The 15427-nt window shown below is 69.2% G+C and carries 11 protein-coding genes, 1 tRNA gene and 1 pseudogene; 5 read left to right on the top strand and 8 right to left on the bottom strand.

Going from position 1 to position 15427, the window contains the following annotated elements:
• Nucleotides 1-5: 5 nt before the first annotated feature.
• Both LRS04_RS20295 and LRS04_RS20290 read right to left on the bottom strand, forming a co-directional pair.
• A complete protein-coding gene (locus tag LRS04_RS20295; protein ID WP_257817881.1) occupies nucleotides 6-1661 on the bottom strand; it encodes a 2-oxoacid:acceptor oxidoreductase family protein in 1656 nt (551 codons plus the stop codon).
• Entirely contained in the window at nucleotides 1646-3436 is a 1791-nt protein-coding gene (locus LRS04_RS20290; protein ID WP_257817880.1) for an FAD-dependent oxidoreductase, read from the bottom strand. Before LRS04_RS20290 ends, LRS04_RS20295 begins: the two co-directional genes overlap by 16 nt.
• 315 nt (nucleotides 3437-3751) lie before the next feature.
• On the opposite strand from LRS04_RS20290, the gene LRS04_RS20285 reads away from it, so the two are divergent.
• The gene (locus LRS04_RS20285; protein WP_257817879.1) at nucleotides 3752-3922 is read left to right on the top strand and encodes a hypothetical protein; all 171 of its coding nucleotides are present in this window, start codon (nucleotides 3752-3754) and stop codon (nucleotides 3920-3922) included.
• A gap of 222 nt (nucleotides 3923-4144) precedes the next feature.
• On the opposite strand, the gene tig is transcribed toward LRS04_RS20285, so the two are convergent.
• Together tig and LRS04_RS20275 are read right to left on the bottom strand one after the other, a co-directional pair.
• Nucleotides 4145-5587 carry a trigger factor gene (gene tig / locus LRS04_RS20280; RefSeq protein ID WP_308238404.1) on the bottom strand — a complete coding sequence of 481 codons (1443 nt, stop codon included), beginning with the start codon at nucleotides 5585-5587 and terminating at the stop codon, nucleotides 4145-4147.
• Nucleotides 5588-5812: 225 nt separating this feature from the next.
• Nucleotides 5813-5897: transfer RNA gene (locus tag LRS04_RS20275), tRNA-Leu, on the bottom strand.
• A gap of 98 nt (nucleotides 5898-5995) precedes the next feature.
• Here LRS04_RS20275 and LRS04_RS20270 point away from each other — a divergent pair.
• Nucleotides 5996-7231 carry a glycosyltransferase gene (locus tag LRS04_RS20270; RefSeq protein WP_257817877.1) on the top strand — a complete coding sequence of 412 codons (1236 nt, stop codon included), beginning with the start codon at nucleotides 5996-5998 and terminating at the stop codon, nucleotides 7229-7231.
• Nucleotides 7232-7329: 98 nt separating this feature from the next.
• Here LRS04_RS20270 and LRS04_RS20265 read toward each other — a convergent pair whose 3' ends face one another.
• The 4 genes from LRS04_RS20265 to LRS04_RS20250 all read right to left on the bottom strand — a co-directional run bounded on the left by LRS04_RS20265 (nucleotide 7330) and on the right by LRS04_RS20250 (nucleotide 11660).
• The gene (locus tag LRS04_RS20265) at nucleotides 7330-7638 is read right to left on the bottom strand and encodes an I78 family peptidase inhibitor (RefSeq protein WP_257817876.1); all 309 of its coding nucleotides are present in this window, start codon (nucleotides 7636-7638) and stop codon (nucleotides 7330-7332) included.
• The gene (locus LRS04_RS20260) at nucleotides 7635-8093 is read right to left on the bottom strand and encodes a DNA polymerase III subunit chi (RefSeq protein WP_257817875.1); all 459 of its coding nucleotides are present in this window, start codon (nucleotides 8091-8093) and stop codon (nucleotides 7635-7637) included. The genes LRS04_RS20265 and LRS04_RS20260 overlap by 4 nt, the downstream gene beginning before the upstream one ends.
• Before the next feature lie 128 nt (nucleotides 8094-8221).
• On the bottom strand, nucleotides 8222-9778 hold the full coding sequence (locus tag LRS04_RS20255) for an ATP-binding protein (RefSeq protein WP_257817874.1): 1557 nt from the start codon (nucleotides 9776-9778) through the stop codon (nucleotides 8222-8224).
• Nucleotides 9779-10211: 433 nt separating this feature from the next.
• Nucleotides 10212-11660: a leucyl aminopeptidase gene (locus LRS04_RS20250; protein WP_257817873.1), complete on the bottom strand. Its 1449-nt coding sequence runs from the start codon at nucleotides 11658-11660 to the stop codon at nucleotides 10212-10214.
• 150 nt (nucleotides 11661-11810) lie between these two features.
• On the opposite strand from LRS04_RS20250, the gene lptF reads away from it, so the two are divergent.
• The 3 genes and pseudogenes from lptF to LRS04_RS20235 form a co-directional block, all read left to right on the top strand.
• A complete protein-coding gene (lptF, locus tag LRS04_RS20245) occupies nucleotides 11811-12947 on the top strand; it encodes an LPS export ABC transporter permease LptF (protein WP_257817872.1) in 1137 nt (378 codons plus the stop codon).
• Entirely contained in the window at nucleotides 12944-14047 is a 1104-nt protein-coding gene (locus LRS04_RS20240; RefSeq protein WP_257817871.1) for an LptF/LptG family permease, read from the top strand. The genes lptF and LRS04_RS20240 overlap by 4 nt, the downstream gene beginning before the upstream one ends.
• A gap of 19 nt (nucleotides 14048-14066) precedes the next feature.
• Nucleotides 14067-15410 (top strand): annotated as a pseudogene (locus LRS04_RS20235) (LPS-assembly protein LptD); the annotation flags it as partial.
• Between the last annotated feature and the right edge of the window lie 17 nt (nucleotides 15411-15427).

Below are 15427 nucleotides of genomic sequence, written 5' to 3'. Positions count from 1 at the left end.
CCCGCTCATGCGCGGCGATGAAGTCCTCTACCGCCCCGGCGAATGGGAAGGCTCGCAGGCGCAGGGCGTCGAGCCGCTTGCCCTGAGCCTCCAGGGCGACCAGGGCCTCGTGCATGGCCGGGGCAGTCGAGCCGAAGTAGATGACGCCGTCGGGCGTCTTGCGGCTGGCCGGCGTCAGGATCGGCTGGGGCACGAGTTCGCGGGCGGTGTCGAACTTGCGGAGCAGGCGCTCCATGTTGTCGACGTAGACGGCCCCCCTCCTCCGAATAGCGGGCGTAGGGGTTCCGGGAGGTCCCCCGGGTGAAGTAGCTGCCGCGCGTCGGGTGCGTGCCGGGATAGGTCCGGTACGGGATGCCGTCCCCGTCGACCTCCTTGTAGCGCCCGAAGTCCGCGCCGGCCTCCAGTTCCTCGAAGGTCATCACCTTGCCCCGGTCGAGCTGGCGCGCATCATCCCAGGCGAAGGGCTTGGTCAGCCACTCGTTCATGCCGATGTCGAGGTCGAGCATGACGAAGACGGTGGTCTGCAGCCGGTCGGCGAGGTCGAAGGCCTGAGCCCCCATTTCGAAGCACTCTCCCGGGTCGGAGGGCAGGAGCAGCGGATGCTTCGTGTCGCCATGGCTGGCGTAGGCGGCGGCCAGGAGATCGGCCTGCTGGGTCCGGGTCGGCATGCCCGTGGAAGGCCCGCCGCGCTGAACGTCGAAGATCACCGCCGGGATCTCGGCGAAGTAGGAAAGCCCGATGAACTCGGTCATCAGCGAGATGCCCGGTCCCGAGGTGGCGGTGAAGGCGCGGCAGCCGTTCCAGCCGGCGCCCACGACGATGCCGATGGACGCGATCTCGTCCTCCGCCTGGACGATGGCGTAACGGGCCTTGCCGTCGGCGTCGGTACGCAGATCCTCGCAGTAGCCGGTGAAGGCCTCGGCGAGCGAGGTGGACGGCGTGATCGGGTACCAGGCGCAGACGGTGGCCCCGCCGTAGACGGCGCCCAGGGCCGCGGCCGAGTTGCCCTCCACATAGATCCGGTCGCCGACCTTGTCGGCCCGGGCGACCTGCAGGCTGAGCGGCTTCAGATGCTCCAGCCCGTAGTCGTAGCCCATGCGCAGCGCGCCGTAGTTGGCGTCGATCAGCTTCTGGCGGCCGGCGAAGTCCTCGGCCAGCAGCTCTTCGATGACCGCGGGATCGATGCCGAGGATGGCGGCAAGCGCGCCCACATAGACGATGTTCTTGAAGAGCTGGCGCTCGCGCGGGACCTGGTAGGCCCGGTTGCACATGGCGGTGAGCGGAACGCCGATGACGGTGATGTCGTCCCGGAACTTGTCGGCGGCGATCGGCTTGGTGGCGTCGTAGAACAGGTAGCCGCCGGCCTCGATCTCGGCCACGTCCTTGTCCCAGGTCTGGGGGTTCATGGCGACCATCAGGTCGACGCCGCCCCGGCGTCCCATCCAGCCGGCCTCGGTGACGCGCACCTCGTACCAGGTGGGCAGGCCCTGGATATTGGACGGGAAGATGTTCCGGGCCGCCACGGGCACGCCCATGCGGATGATCGAGCGAGCGAACAGGCCGTTGGCGCTGGCCGACCCCGATCCGTTCACATTGGCGAACTTGACGACGAAATCGTTCACGCGGGTCTTGGCGGGCCCGGAAATCACCTGGTCGGGCATGCGTGCTCCGCGTGGGTCATCTCAAGGAAGAACTTCTGCATGTCCCAGGCGCCGGTCGGGCAACGCTCGGCGCAGAGGCCGCAGTGCAGGCAGACGTCCTCGTCCTTCACCATCACCCGGCCGGTGGGCAGCGTGCCGGAGACGTAGAGGTCCTGGGTGAGGTTCGGGGCCGGCGCCTTCAGGCGGGTGCGCAGGTCCGCCTCGTCGCCGTCCTCGGTGAAGGTGATGCAGTCCATCGGGCAGATGTCGACGCACGCGTCGCACTCGATGCAGAGCGGGTCGGCGAAGACCGTCTGGACGTCGCAGTTCAGGCACCGCTGGGCCTCGGCGAGGCCGAGCTCGCGGTCGAAGCCCAGCTCCACCTCGAGCCGGACGTTGGTAAGCGCCTCGGCCTTCGGGCGCATGGGCACGCGGTAGCGCCGGTCATTGGAGACGTCGTTGTCGTAGCTCCACTCGTGGATGCCCATCTTCTGGCTGACCAGGCTCGCGCCCGGCGGCGGGCGGAGACTGACGTCGCCGCCCTCGCAGAAGGTGTGGATCGAGACCGCCGCGTCGTGGCCGTGGGCGACCGCCCAGATGATGTTCTTCGGCCCGAAGGCCGCGTCGCCGCCGAAGAAGATGCTGGGGACCGTGGACTGGAAGGTGAGCGGGTTGACCTTCGGCATGCCCCATTCGTCGAACTCGAGGCCGATGTCGCGCTCGATCCACGGGAAGGCGTTCTCCTGCCCGACGGCCACCAGGACGTCGTCGCATTCGTAGTGCTCGTCCGGCTGGCCCGAGGGGACCAGCTTGCGCCGGCCCTTGTCGTCGTACACGGCCTCGACCACCTCGAAGAGCACGCCGGTCAGCCGGCCGCCCTCATGCGTGAAGGCCTTCGGCACCCGGTAGTTCAGGATCGGGATGTCCTCGTGGATGGCGTCCTCCTTCTCCCAGGGGGACGCCTTCATCTCCTCGAAGCCCGAGCGGACGATGACCTTCACGTCCTCCCCGCCCAGCCGGCGGGAGGTGCGGCAGCAGTCCATGGCCGTGTTGCCGCCGCCCAGCACGATCACCCGGCGGCCGATCTTTTCGATGTGGCCGAAGGAGACGGAGGAGAGCCAGTCGATGCCGATGTGGATGTTGGCGGCCGCCTCCTGGCGCCCCGGCAGGTCGAGGTCGCGGCCGCGGGGCGCGCCCGAGCCGACGAAGACAGCGTCATAGCCCTCGTCGAGCAGGGCCTTGAGGCTTTCGACCCTTTGGCCGAGGCGGATCTCCATGCCGCCGAGCGCGGTGATGTAGCCCACCTCCTCGTCGATCACCTCTTCCGGCAGGCGGAAGCGCGGGATCTGCGAGCGGATCATGCCGCCGGACTTCGTCTCGCCGTCGAAGAGCGTGAGCTGGTAGCCGAGCGGCGCGAGGTCGCGCGCGACGGTGAGCGAGGCTGGCCCGGCCCCCACCAGCGCGATCCGCTTGCCGTTCGGCACGGCCTGCGGCGGCGGCATCAGCCCTGCGACGTCGCCCTTGTTGTCGGCGGCGACGCGCTTGAGCCGGCAGATCGCCACCGGCTCCTCCTCCACGCGGCCCCGCCGGCAGGCGGGCTCGCAGGGGCGATCGCAGGTGCGTCCCAGCACGCCGGGGAAGACGTTGGACTTCCAGTTGATCATGTAGGCGTCGGAGTAGCGGCCCTCCGCGATCAGGCGGATGTACTCCGGGACGGGGGTGTGGGCGGGACATGCCCACTGGCAATCGACGACCTTGTGGAAGTAGTCGGGGCCCTCATTACGCGTGCGCTGCAAAACGGCTTCCTTCCCGACACGCTCTACTCTCGTGGCGGAAGGCGAACTCTGGATGAGCCAGAGAGGGCCCGCCGTCGCGACGCGGCGTCCGACACAAGGTTACGTCCAGCTTCCGCGCCGCGCCAACCGGATTCTGATCAGTGTTCGGTGATTTCTGGTCGCAGAGCCGCGGGTCGTCGGCGAATTCCTGCGAACTGCTCGCCTCACGCGAACGTCACGCGGGTGTCGCAGCGGCACGCTAGGCGAGCCCCGTGGGTAAATGATAGCTTAACGCCGGGAACCCCTGCGGGAGCGGGGGCGAGGGAGAAACCGCCGATGGCCGCTGACGCCGACGTCCTTGCCGTGCCTGTGTCCCCAAACTACGAGGCGCCGTTCGCCCTCGCCTTCGAGGACGACGAGGCCGAGATGTCCCCGCACCAGGAGATCAACGAGCGCCGCGCCCGGGTCGAGAACCCGGAGCTGCTGCGGCGGCTGCGGGGGCTGTAGGCGTCCGCATCTGAGCGTCATCCGGTTTCGCAGCGAAGACCGGGACCGCGTAACCCAGGCGACGACCGAACGGTGCGGCGGCGATGCCAGCGCTGGGCCCAGGGCGTGCGCTGGCTGAGTGCCGGACAGCCGCTGCGCGACTTGCGGGATGACAACCTTGGACGAACGAAAAACGCCCCCGGGATCACCGGGGGCGTTTCCGTATCGGGTCGGGCGTAAGGCCTACTCTTCCGAGGCGGCCTCGTCCTTGGCGGCGGCCTTCTTCTTCGGCGCGGCCTTCTTCTTCGGCTTGGCCTCCTCGGCCGAGGCGTCCGAATAGCCTTCCGGCAGGTCGTCGTCCTTCATCAGGTCGTCCTTGGAGACCTTCTTGTCGGTGACGGCGGCCTTCTCGACGATCAGGTCGACGACCTTGTCCTCGAAGATCGGGGCGCGGAGCTGGGCCTGGGCGTTCGGGTTCTGGCGGAACAGGTCGAACACCTGCTGGGCCTGCGGGCCGTAGCGCATGGCCTCGCGGCGCATGGCCTCGGCCAACTCCTGCTCGGTCACCTGGACGTTGTTGGCCCGGCCGATCTCGGCCAGCACCAGGCCCAGGCGCACGCGGCGCTCGGCGATCTTGCGGTACTCGCCCTGCAGCTGCTCGTCGGTCTTGCCGGCGTCGTCGTCCGGAAGGTTGCCGGCTTCCTTGTCCTGCTGCACCTGGCTCCAGATCGAGGCGAACTCGGCCTCGACCATCTTCGGCGGCAGCGGGAAGTCGTGCTTGGTGTCGAGCTGGTCGAGGAGCGCGCGCTTCAGCTTGAAGCGGCTCGCGCCGGCGTACTGCTGCTCGAGGTTGGTCTTGATGAGCTCGCGGAGCTTCTCGAGGTTCTCGACGCCAAGGCGTTCGGCGAAGGCGTCGTCGGCCGCGCCCTCGGCGGGAGCCTTCACTTCCTTGACCTTCACCTCGAAGACGGCGTCCTTGCCGGCGAGATTGGCGGCCTGGTACTCGGCCGGGAAGGTCACCTTCACCTCGACGTCGCTGTCGGGGGTCGCGCCCACCAGCTGCTCCTCGAAGCCCGGGATGAACTGGCCCGAACCCAGCACCAGCTCGGCGTCGGTGGCCGTGCCGCCGTCGAAGGCGACGCCGTCGAGCTTGCCCACGAAGTCGATGACGACCATGTCGCCGTCCTTCGCCTTCACCGACTTGCCGGTGCGGGGCTCGTAGGTCTTGTTCTGCGACGCCAACTCGTCGACGGCTTCCGTCACCTCGGCGTCGGTGGGTTCGTAGATCGGGCGCTCCAGCTTCAGCGAGGCCGGGTCGACCGGATCGAACTCGGGCATCACGTCGACGGCGATCTCGTAGGCCAGGTCGGCCTTGCCCTCGATGACCTCGTTGATGTCGCCTTCCGGCTTCAGGTCGGGGTCGCCGGCCGGACGCAGGTTGTTGTCGGTCAGCACCTTCTGGGTCGTCTCGGTCAGCGTCTGCTCGACGACCTCGCTCATCAGCGCCTTGCCGTAGAGGCGGCGCACATGGGCCGGCGGCACCTTGCCCGGGCGGAAGCCCTTGATGTTGAGCGTGGGCGTGATCTCGGCGATCCGCGCCTCCAGCTTCTCGGTCAGGTCCTGGGCGGGCACCGTCACGCCGTACACGCGGCTCAGGCCTTCGCCGGACTTCTCAACGATCTGCATCGACATTCTTGGAACTTCCGGACGCCGCGTCGTGTCACGCGTTCGGTCCGCCTTCAGTGTGAAATGGTGAGCGCCGCCGAAGGGGCTCCGGCGGCGGGGCGGCGACTTATGTCATGCGCGCGCGCCTCGTCCAGGGGAAACCCTGCTTCGCCGAGGCTTCGCAGGGTCAAGGCGTCCCGCACGCGCGGGGGCAGGTCCTGCGAAGCCCATGCGGGCGAAGCAGGATGGTGCGGATGAGAGGACTCGAACCTCCACGCCTTTCGGCGCTGGAACCTAAATCCAGTGCGTCTACCAGTTCCGCCACATCCGCACGGCCCCGGCGCGAGCCCTTAAGCCAGATGGCGGCCGACCGCCAGACCCCGCCGTCGGCGGGGTGACAGGTCCGCGTCGCGCGCTATGAAGGCCGTCATGGGGTCAAGCGTCCTTTTCGTGCACAACAACTTCCCGGCGCAGTTCCGGGACCTGGCCGGCGCGCTTCGGGACGCCGGGGTCGCCTGCTACGCCATCGGCGCGCACACCTCCAAGGGCGTGCCGGGGGTGATGCAGACCAAGTACAAACTTGGACGCGGGAGCACGCCCAACCTGCTGCCGCTCGCCGTGCGAGCCGAGGCCGACATGCTGCGCGGGCGCGCGGCCTATCGCGCCGGGCAGGCGCTGAAGGAACAGGGCGTCGAGCCGGACGTGATCGTCGGGCATCCAGGATGGGGCGAGACGCTTTTCCTCGACGAGCTGTGGCCCGACGCCAGGCAGGTGGCCTTCGCCGAGTTCTTCTACCATGGCCGCGGTCTGGACATCGGCTTCGACACCGAGTTCGGCGCCCCCACCGAGGAGGCCATCCTGCTCGGCAAGTCCAAGAACGCCACCATGGCGCTCGCCTACACCGACGCCGACGTCATCGTCTCCCCCACCGAGTTCCAGGCCTCGACCCTCCCGGACGTGTTCCGGCCCCGCCTTCGGGTCTTCCATGAAGGCGTCGACGTCGAGGCGATCCGGCCGGGGCCGGCCGAGCCCTTCGAGCTGCCTGACGGCCGGACGATCGCGCCGGGAACGCCGGTGATCACCCACATCAACAACGCCATGGAGCCGATGCGGGGCCTGCACATCCTCGCCCGCGCCCTCCCGAAGCTGCTGGCGGCCGTGCCCGAGGCGCACGTGATCATCATCGGCCAGGAGGACAAGCGCGGCTACGGCGGCGCGGCGCCGGATGGCCTGACCTGGAAGGAGTTCATCTTCCGGGACGTGCCGATCGACCCCGAGCGCGTGCATTTCCTGGGGCGCGTGCCGCACGCCCAGATGCTGGCGGCGCTCCGGCTCTCGACGGCCCACGTCTATTACACCTATCCCTTCGTGCTCTCGTGGTCGCTCGCCGAGGCGATGGCCAGCGGCTGTTATGTGATCGGGTCCGACACCCCGCCCCTGCGCGACGCTATCCAGGACGGCGTCCACGGTCGCCTCCTGCCGTTCTTCGACGTCAGCGCGCTCTCGGAGGCCATGATCGACGCCTGCCGCGATCCAGGCTCGAAGACCGGGATGCGCAAGGCGGCGCGGGCCACGGCGGAGGCGATGTTCGACAAGCGCCAGGGCCGCGAGAGCTGGCTGAACGTCCTGCGCGAGCTGGGGGTCGAGATCCCGGCCGGGGCCTAGAGCGAAATCCGTTTCGATAGACTCGGATTTCGCTCAAGACACTTTGAATTGAGAGCATTTTCTACGCCGAACCGGCCTCCACTTCGGCGGAAAATGCTCTAGCCGCAGCGGATCTCGCGGATCAGGCCGCTCTCGGCATCGAAGAAGAAGTTCAGCCGGTTCGGGCTGAAGTCCTGGGTCACCGGGCAGGTCGTGCAGGCCACGCGCTGGGTCGCGGGGTTTACCGGCACGGGAATCTTGCTCCGCGGCTGGCCGACCAGATGCTGGAGGGCGGCGGCGCCGCACTGGTCCCGGACCTCCAGGACCGGCGGCGGGGGCGGCGGCGGCGCGGGCGGCGGCGGCGGCTCGGCCGGCGCGGCGCAGGCCGCCAGCGCCAGGACGCCCAGGATCGCGAACCGCTTCGTCATGCCTGCTTCTCCCAGCCCCGTTCCCGTTGGCGCCAGTACGATACCGGCGCGCCGGTCGCCTTGATCCGGCTCCACTGCGCACGCGCGGCCGCGAGCTGCGCCTCGTCTCCGCCGTCGAAGAGCACCACGCAGCGCGCGTAGCCGGCAAGCTCCCCGGCCTCGGCGCCGTCCACCAGGAAAAGCGCGTCGGCGGCGTTCGGGTTCTCGTCGGCGGTGGTCAGCAGGACCGGCTGGCGCGCGGCGTTCGGCTCGGCGGCGATCCCGTGCGGCAGAAAGCTGTCCTCCCGGTAGCTCCAGAGCCAGCCGTCCAGGTGCTCGAGGCGCTCGGCGTGCGGCGTACGGACCACGGCCTTCCAGCCGCGCTGCAGCGTCTTCTCCAGGAGTTCGGGCAAGGCCTGGTCCAGCCCGGTGCGTTCCAGGTGGTAGAACCAGACTTCGCAGGGGGCGTCGGCCATGGGCCGACTCTTAGCGTCTTCCGCGCCTAGAGCGAAATCCGCTTCGATAGGATCGGATTTCGCTCAGGACACTTTGAATTTGGCGCATTTTCCAAGTCGAACCGGCCTCCGCTTCGGCGGAGAATGTTCTAGGCGGAACGGGCCGGTCGGCGGGCCGGCTTGCCGGCGGCCCGGCGGAGCGCGCCGAACAGGGCCGCGGCCTGGATCGGCTTGGTGACCAGTTCGGCGAAGCCCAGGGCGCGGTAGTCGCCGTCGGCGCGGGACACCACGTCGGCGGTCAGGGCGACGACGGGCGTGGCCTTGTTCGGGCCGATGCCGGTCCGCAGCGTCTTGAGCGCCTGCATGCCGCTGCTCCGCGGCATGTGGATGTCCATCAGGATCACGTCGAAGGGCTGGGCGCCGGCGAGCTTCAACCCTTCCAGCGCCGAACCGGCCTTAGCCACCCGGTGCCCCTGGGGCGCGAGAAGCTGCTCAAGGACGGTGAGGTTCACGGCCTGGTCGTCGATGGCCAGGACGCGCAGCGGGCGCATGGCCTCTGCCCCGGCGTCGGCGGCGCGCGGACCCGTCTGGCTGACCTCCAGCACGAGGTCGAGGTGGAACGCCGCGCCCAGGCCCGGCGTGCTCTCAGCGCGGATGCGACCGCCCATCAGCTCGGTGAGCTGCTGGCAGACGGCAAGGCCGAGGCCCGCGCCGCCGTTGCGGCCTGCCTGGGCATAGCGATCGAAGATCGAGGGCAGCAGCTCCTCCGGGATACCCGGTCCGGTGTCGACGACGCTGATCGACACCCGGCAACGGTTGGAGCGCACCGGGCCCGCCCGGGCGCTCAGCGTGACCGAGCCGGTCTCGGTGAACTTCAGCGCATTGCCGATCAGGTTGAACAGCACCTGGCGCAGGCGGACCGCGTCCAGCTTCACGAACCGCGGCAGGCTCTCGTGCAGGTCGAGCTTCAGGTCCAGCCCCTTGGACTCGGCCTGCGGACGCCAGAACTCGCCCACGTGGTTCAGCAGGGCGGGAAGCTCGGCAGGCTCGAACATCAGCTCCAGCCGTCCGGCCTCGATCTTCGACATGTCGAGGATGTCGTTGAGGATGGAGAGCAGGTACTCGCCGGAATCGGTGAGGGTCTGGAGGCGGCTGAGCTGCGCGGGATCGGTCTCCGCCCGGCGCAGCACCTCGGCCATGCCGAGCACGCCGTTCATGGGCGTGCGGATCTCATGGGACATGGTCGCCAGGAAGTCCGACTTGGCCTGGCCCGCGCGGCGAGCCTCCTCGCGCGCGGTGTCCGCGGCGGCGCGCTCGGCGAGGGCGCGATCGCGGGCGATCTCGAGGTCGCGGATCATCTCGACGGAGGTGTCGTGCGTCTTGCCCCAGACCTCCAGCGACTGACGCCAGGTCATGGAGACCATGGCCATCACCCAGACCGTGGCGGCCAGCGCCAGGATCAGGGCGAGCGCCGGGCCGACGCCCAGCAGGTTGATCACCGCCGCCCCGAACGCCAGCACCGGCGGCAGCGCGAAGCCCCAGAAGACCTTCGGCGAGAACGCGCCGTACGACAGCGCCACCGGCAGCAGGGCGTAGCCGCCGATGACCGCGAGGAACAGGATCTCGGCGATCTCGCCCGTCTGGAGCGCCACCGCCAGCGGCGCCGACATGTAGAGGCTGGAGCGGAAGGTCGCGAGCAGCGCCATGCTCCAGGGCACCCGGGTCGCCCCCCGAGGCCTGCGCCTGCCGGGTCCAGTGCCTGAGGATCGCCTGGCCGCCGATGTCGCCGGCCCAGGACGCCAGGAGCCAGACGAGCGCGGTCCACGGGTGGCCGAGCAACGCCAAGCACGCCGCCCGCACCGCGCTCAGCACGCACAGCCGCGTGGCCGGGTAGGTCATGCTGGCGAGCGTCAGGTGATAGACGTTGAACAGGTCCGCGCGGTCGGGCTGGACGCGCGGCGCCCACTCCCAACGATCGGTCTCTGATTCGGGAATCCCGGTTGCGCGGTTCATCGCGCGCGCAGGGTGCTAGGGAAAACGTGAAGAATTACGGAACACGGTTCCGCGAATGGAAGATTCCATCAACCGAAACGCCCGGTCCGGGAAGGGCCGGACCGGGGTCGGACGGGCCGTCGGCCCCTACCCTTCGTACCGGTCCTGCACCATCCGGTTCAGGAGCCGCACGCCATAACCGGTGGCGCCGTCCGGAATGGTCGGCACGGTGGACGGCTTCTTCCAGGCGGTGGACGCGATATCGAGGTGCGCCCAGGGATAGTTGTTCACGAACCGCTGGAGGAAGAGCGCCGCAGTGATCGAGCCGGCCGGGCGTCCGCCGGTGTTCTTCACGTCGGCGATCACCGAATCGATCTGCTTCTCGTAGGCGGCCGGCATCGGCATCCGCCAGAGCGGCTCCCCTTCCTTCCCGGCGGCGTCCAGAAGGTTCGCGGCCAGTTCGTCGTTGTTGGAGAAGCAGCCGGCGTAGTCATTGCCGAGCGAGATGATGATCGCGCCGGTCAGGGTGGCCAGGTCGACCATGAACTTCGGCTTGAAGCGGTCCTGGCAGTACCAGAGCGCATCGGCCAGCACGAGACGGCCTTCGGCGTCGGTGTTGATCACCTCGATCGTCTGGCCGCTCATGGAGGTGACCACGTCGCCCGGCCGCTGGGCGTTGCCGTCCGGCATGTTCTCCACCAGGCCGAGGATGCCGATGACGTTCGCCTTGGCCTTGCGGCCGGCCAGCACGTGCATGAGCCCGGTGACCGCGCCCGCGCCGCCCATGTCCCACTTCATGTCCTCCATGCCGTCGGCCGGCTTGATGGAGATGCCGCCGGTGTCGAAGCAGACGCCCTTGCCGACGAAGGCCACCGGCTGGGCCGACTTGTCGTCCGCACCCATCCACTTGATGACCACGAGCTGGCTCTCGCGCACCGACCCCTGGCCGACGCCGAGCAGCGAGCCCATGCCGAGCGCGGCCATCTCAGCCTCGCCGAGGATCTCCACCTCCAGTCCCAGGCGTTCCAGCTCCTTCACCCGGCGGGCGAACTCGACGGGATAGAGGATGTTGGCGGGCTCTGAGACCAAGTCGCGGGTGAAGCTGACGGCGTCGGCGAGGGCGGCGAGCGGCGGGAAGGCGGCGAGCGCGGCGTCCGGCTCGGCGGTCGCCACCTGGGCGTTGGTTAGCGACGGCTTCTTGTCGGCGGCTTCCTTGGTCCGGTACTTGTCGAACCGGTAGCAGGCCAGCCGCACACCGAGCGCGGCGCGGGCCGCGAGGTCCTTGGAGCCGTTCGGCAGCTCGATGCGCAGGGTCTCCAGCCCCGAGACGCTCAGCGTCTTCCAGGCCGTCGCTCCGGCATGTTCGGCGGCGATGGCGTCGAAGCCGTCGGCCTTGCCGGCGCCCACCAACACCAGGCGGTCGGGTCCGCCTTCCGGCGCGAGCACGTCAAGGGTCTGGCCCTTGGCGCCGGTGAACCGGCTGGCCGCCACCGCGCGGCCCAGAGCGCCGTCATACGACCCGCCTTCGAACACCACCCGCGCGACCGCGGTCTTGGCGCCCAGCGGGGCGTCGGCGGCGACGAACTCGATCTCCATCGGAACTCTCTTCTCTTTGCGTCTTCTGGCGTGGAGCCGGGCCCGCAGGCGCCGACCGGGCGGCGGTTGTGCGCCGCGGCGACGCATGGTTTAGAACAGCTCCGCGGCCGGGGCGCGCCAAAACCTCCGGGTGAGCCGTACTTTTTGCCCATGCGCCTGATCGACCGATACCTGTTGCGCCAGCTCGCCGGCCCGACCCTGCTCGCCACCCTGGCGCTGACAGGCGTCGCCTTGCTGAGCCAGAGTCTGGCCGGCCTCGATCTCCTGGTGAACCAGCGGCAGGGCGGCCTGGTCTTCCTGAAGATCACGCTCCTCTACATGCCGCAGCTCATCAACATCATTCTGCCCGTGGCGGTGTTCGTGGCCGCGCTGGTGGCGCTGAACCGACTGCATACCGAGCAGGAGATCGTCGTCTGTTTCGCCGGCGGGATGAGCCGCTGGCGGGTCATTTCGCCTGCCATGCGGCTGGCCTGCACGATCGCGTTCGCCGCCCTGGTGATGAACCTCTTCGTGCAGCCAGCCGCGTTCCGGGCGCTGCGCGACGAACTCTTCGAGGTGCGGACCGATCTCGCCTCCACCCTGGTCCGCGAAGGCGAGTTCACCGAGCCGGTGCCCGGACTGACGGTCTATGCCCAGACCGTCGAGGGCGACGGCGATTTCCGCAACCTCTTCATCTATCAGGAGAAGGCGGACGGGACCTCGACGGTCTACACCGCCGACGAGGGCAGGATCGACAGCCGCGGCGGCCGATCGGTGCTGGTGATGAAGAACGGCACCACCCAGGAGTTCTCGGACCGGGGCGTGCTGAACTACCTGACGTTCAACGAGTACCCGTTCGAGCTCTCGTCGATGAGCGATTCGGCCGAGCTTGTGCACTACAAGCCCTCCGACCGATGGCCGCACGAGCTGTTCTTCCCCGACCTCACCCAGGACTGGGAGCGCAAGAACCGTCTGAGCCTGCTGGCCGAGGGCCACGCCCGCCTCGCCACGCCGCTCTACAATATCGCCTTCATGGCCCTGGCCCTGTCGGCGATCATCGGCGGCGGCTTCTCGCGGCTCGGCTACGCGCGACGCATCGCCACCATGGGCGCGATCGCGGCCGTGACCAGGATCCTCGGGTTCGTCGTTCAGGCGGCCTGTGAGGACAACGCCTGGCTCAACATTCTCCAGTACGCCATCCCGCTGGGCGCCACCGCCTTCGGATTGCGGGCGGTGTTCCGTCAGAAAGTCAGCCGCTTCATCGCGCTCCGCCGCCGAACCCCGGCGATGGCGGGAGCGGCCGCGTGATCCGCGTGGGCCGGATCGAGCGCTACGTCCTCGTGCGCGCCCTGGCCGGCGTCGGCGCCGCGCTGGCGGTGATCGCGGCGGTCATTCTGCTGATCCAGTTCGTGGATCTGTCCCGATCGGTCGGCACCCGCGCCGACGTCGGACCCGCCACGATCTTCGGCCTGACCCTGCTGCGCACGCCCTCGCTCCTCCAGGTCCTGCTGCCCTTCGTCATCCTGTTCGGCGGGATCAGCGCCTATGTGGGCCTGAACCGGAAGAGCGAGCTGGTGGCCATGCGGGCGGCCGGCGTCTCGGCCTGGCGCTTCATCCTGCCGTTCGCGGCGGCCGCCTTCGCGGGCGGCGTGCTCGCCGTCACGGTGATCAACCCCGCGGCCGCCGCGCTGAACGCCCGCTTCGAGGCCGAACGCTCGCGGCTGATGGAGAACTACCTGGGCGACACGCCCGAGGACATCTGGCTGCGCCAGGGGGACGAGCGCAACCAGATCGTCATCCACGCCCGGGCCCGCGACACCGTCGGCGGCGCGGTGCGGCTCCGGAAGGTGTCGCTGTTCGTCTACCAGAAGGGGCCGCAGGGCACGCTGCAGTTCCGCCGCCGGCTGGAGGCGGCAGAGGCGCGGCTGATGCCCGGCTTCTGGCAGCTCAAGGACGTCCGCGAGGCCACCGCCGGCGAGAGCTCGGTGCGCTCGGAGAGCCTGTCACTGCGGTCGGCGCTGGACGCCGAATCGGCCATGGAGCGGTTCGCCTCGCCGGAGGCCATCGCCTTCTGGCGCCTGCCGGCGGCGATCCACCAGACCGAGCAGGCGGGCTTCTCCGCCTATGGCTACCGGCTGCGGTTCCAGCAGCTCCTGGCGACGCCCCTGCTGTTCGCGGCCATGGCGGTGCTGGCGGCCGCGTTCTCGCTCCGGCTGGCGCGGCTGGGCGGCCTGGCGGGCCTGGCCGGGTCCGGCGTCGCGCTCGGCTTCGTCATCTTCTTCTTCAACCAGTTCGCCGGCGCCCTGGCGCGGGCCGACATCATCCCGCTGTTCGCGGCGGCGTGGGCGCCGGGGGCCGTAGCGTTGCTCTCCGGCCTCACCCTGCTGTTCTACACCGAAGACGGTTGAATCTCGGGCCTGCCCGGCTATGCATCGCGCTAGCCTTGCCGAACGCCGGCCCATGCCGGCAGAGGGGATCAGAAGCGTAATGAGTTCGGGCCGACGGATGCCGTCGAAAGCCGCCAAGCGTGCGCTGCTGGCCGGTGCGGCGCTCGCTTTCGCCTGGTCGCCGGCGTGGATGGCCCACGCCCAGAGCGCGGCCCCCGCCGCCGCGGCCGCGCCCTCTCCCGACGGGCTGCAGCCCGGCGAGCTCTATATGGAGGCGGACGAGATCGTCCGCGACGACGTCCTCAAGACGACCACGGCCCAGGGCAACGTGGAGGTCCGCTACGAGGGCCGCACGCTCCGCGCCGACCGGCTGATCTACGAAGAGGGCAAGGAGCAGGGCCAGGGGATCATCCGGGCCCGCGGCAACGTCCAGATCATCAATGACGACGGCACCGCCGAGTTCGCCGACGAGTTCGTGCTGGACGACGAGATGAAGGCGGGCGTGGCGCTCGGCTTCTCGGCCCGCCTGCAGGAGAACATCAAGCTCGCCGCGGCCACGGCCTCGCGACGCAACGAGAACGTCCAGGAGCTGAACCGGGCGATCTATACGCCCTGCGAGATCTGCGCCGCGGACGGCACGCCCAAGACGCCCACCTGGTCGATCGCCGCCGACCAGGTCGTCCGCGATAAGGAGAAGCGGCTCGTCTATTACAAGAACGCCCGGATGCGGGTGTTCGGGGTGCCGCTGCTCTACCTGCCGTTCTTCTGGCACGCCGACCCGCAGGCTCCCCGGACGTCCGGCCTGCTGGTGCCGAACGTGTCGGCGTCGGACCGCCGCGGCCTGTCGTACGAGCAGCCCTACTATCTGGCGATCAGCCCCTACTCCGACGCCATCATCAGCCCGCAGATCAACACCAGCGTGAATCCGTTCCTGAACGGCCGCTACCGCAAGCGCTTCTACTCCGGCGATATCGATTTCCGCCTGGGCTACACCTACGAGCAGGACTTCGACGGCCAGGGCGACCGGTTCGGCGAGGAAACGCACCGCAGCTACATCCTTGGCCGCGGCAGCTTCCGGCTGAACGACAAGTGGCGCTGGGGCTTCACGGCCGAGCGGGCCTCGGACGACCTGATCTTCGACAAGTACGAGATCGGCGACGTCTTCGAATCGCGCGGCCCCTACGTGGCCGACGACCGCCGGCTGATCTCCCAGGCCTACGCCCTGCGCCAGGACGCCCGCTCCTATGCGGCGGTGGCGGCCATGACCATCCAGGGCCTGCGCCGGGGCGGCGACGAGACCACCAGCCTCGACGACGACAACGACCGCACCTTCCCGATCATCGCGCCGCTGATCGAAACCCACTATGAGCCGGTCCCGACCTTCGCCGGCGGCCGTCTGCG

The sequence above is a fragment of the Phenylobacterium sp. J367 genome (assembly GCF_024699985.1).
In the GTDB taxonomy this organism is placed as follows: Bacteria; Pseudomonadota; Alphaproteobacteria; order Caulobacterales; family Caulobacteraceae; genus Phenylobacterium.
This window is presented reverse-complemented; position numbering and strand designations above follow the sequence as displayed.

Bases quoted from the DNA above. Each gene is read 5' to 3' on its own strand.
- LRS04_RS20255 (WP_257817874.1), bottom strand. From the start codon at position 9,778: ATGGCGCTGCTCGCGACCTTCCGCTCCAGCCTCTACATGTCGGCGCCG.
- LRS04_RS20250 (WP_257817873.1), bottom strand. From the start codon at position 11,660: ATGGAGATCGAGTTCGTCGCCGCCGACGCCCCGCTGGGCGCCAAGACC.
- tig (WP_308238404.1), bottom strand. From the start codon at position 5,587: ATGCAGATCGTTGAGAAGTCCGGCGAAGGCCTGAGCCGCGTGTACGGC.
- LRS04_RS20295 (WP_257817881.1), bottom strand. From the start codon at position 1,661: ATGCCCGACCAGGTGATTTCCGGGCCCGCCAAGACCCGCGTGAACGAT.
- LRS04_RS20260 (WP_257817875.1), bottom strand. From the start codon at position 8,093: ATGGCCGACGCCCCCTGCGAAGTCTGGTTCTACCACCTGGAACGCACC.
- LRS04_RS20285 (WP_257817879.1), top strand. From the start codon at position 3,752: ATGGCCGCTGACGCCGACGTCCTTGCCGTGCCTGTGTCCCCAAACTAC.
- lptF (WP_257817872.1), top strand. From the start codon at position 11,811: ATGCGCCTGATCGACCGATACCTGTTGCGCCAGCTCGCCGGCCCGACC.
- LRS04_RS20270 (WP_257817877.1), top strand. From the start codon at position 5,996: ATGGGGTCAAGCGTCCTTTTCGTGCACAACAACTTCCCGGCGCAGTTC.
- LRS04_RS20265 (WP_257817876.1), bottom strand. From the start codon at position 7,638: ATGACGAAGCGGTTCGCGATCCTGGGCGTCCTGGCGCTGGCGGCCTGC.